Consider the following 1,460-nt stretch of genomic DNA (forward strand, 5'->3'; position numbering starts at 1 on the left):
CCAACGCCAGCCGCTGGGGCATTGATCCCGACAAGATCGGCATCAGCGGAGGAAGTGCGGGCGGGCACCTGACGACAATGATGGCAGCCTACGGTGGTCCTGGCGATCCCAGTGCCAAAGACCCCGTAGACCGCGCGTCGAGTGCAGTCCAGTGCGCCGCGTGCTTCTACCCTCCCACGGACTTCCTCAACTACGGCAAAGAGGGTGCAAAAGCCATGCTGAACCCGTTTCTAAAGAGCTACTGGCCTGCGTTCGGTGTCACCGATAAAACCACTCCCGAGGAACTAGAGCGCCTCAGTAAAACCCTCTCCCCTATCTATGGCATCACCAAAACAACTTGTCCGGTCTTTCTGATCCACGGCACAGCCGACCTCCTCGTCCCCATCCAGCAGTCCGAGCGTCTCTTGGCCAAGCTCAAAGAAGAAGGCGTCCCCTGCGAGCTTGTCAAGCGCCCCGGAAAAGGCCACGGCTGGCCGGGTATCGAGAAAGACGCGGAGCTACTGATGGACTGGTTCGACAAGTATCTTACCTCCCCCCGCCGCTGAGACGGCGACCCCCTCCGGCAAGCGAAGGGGGTCGAATATACCGAAATGCCCACGATCCATACGCGCCCCGTTTGCCGCCTCTTTGTGCTCCTGGCACGTGATGCGCCACTCGGGGTGATCCTTCGGTCGGGTCCTAAGCGGCTTACACAGCTTATCCTCTGGCACACGGACACCGATATGTTCGAGCCTGGGGATCGTCATGTAGGCCATTTCTATCCTGAGCGCGGCGATCTCTCCCCCGATGGTAAGCTGCTGATCTACGTAGCGGCCAACTACACCATGGGGCATCATAACAAAGGCTTGCCAAGTTTCTGGACTGCCCTCAGCAAGCCTCCCTCTCTCACTCCTCTGGGGATCTGGCCCAACAACGAGCCGTACTATCTCGGGGGACTTTTCGCCTCCAGCGCCCGTATCGAGATTAACCTTGCCCCCTATGCGTATGAAGATTGGACACTCCATAAGCCAAGTTTCCCAGCAGGTGTGTCGCCGGAAGGGCACGAGTTTGAGTACGAGAACCTATCTTGGAATCCTAACAACCAGTTCTTCACTCGCCTAATGCGAAATGGATGGACTCACGTGCCCCCAACACAACCATCTGAGACAGTAGGCATTGAATTTGAGAAAGGACATCCCCTACAGCCCTTCATACTTCGACAGATGATTTATCGTCATGCCGCCACGTTTGAAGTTCAATATAAACAGCGAAAAATCTCAACGCCGCTGCCGGGCGCAGTCTGGGCGGACTGGGATCAGAGGGAGCGTTTGGTCTATTCCCAGGAAGGGAAGCTGTTCACTGCCGATATCAACGTACCAGGAAAACTTGCCCCTCAAGAAATCGACGACTTCACTCCCAACAATCGAAAACGCCTCCCGACTCCCAATTCAGCGGGCAAATGATAAAGAGCGGGTCGTTTT

At 56.4% G+C, this 1,460-nt stretch carries 2 protein-coding genes; both read left to right on the forward strand.

The annotated features are described in order from the left end of the window. A partial coding sequence (locus tag RMO15_RS20510) for a prolyl oligopeptidase family serine peptidase (RefSeq protein WP_309716267.1) occupies nucleotides 1-545 on the forward strand: 545 nt, incomplete at its 5' end. Nucleotides 546-590: 45 nt separating this feature from the next. Next, nucleotides 591-1,442 (forward strand): hypothetical protein, encoded by an 852-nt coding sequence (locus tag RMO15_RS20515; RefSeq protein ID WP_309716271.1) that lies wholly within the window; start codon nucleotides 591-593, stop codon nucleotides 1,440-1,442. Nucleotides 1,443-1,460 lie beyond the last annotated feature (18 nt).

Source organism: Armatimonas sp. (assembly GCF_031410135.1).
Taxonomy (GTDB): domain Bacteria; phylum Armatimonadota; class Armatimonadia; order Armatimonadales; family Armatimonadaceae; genus Armatimonas.

Excerpts from the sequence above, each read along its gene's own strand:
- RMO15_RS20515 (WP_309716271.1), top strand. The coding sequence starts at position 591 with ATGCCCACGATCCATACGCGCCCCGTTTGCCGCCTCTTTGTGCTCCTG.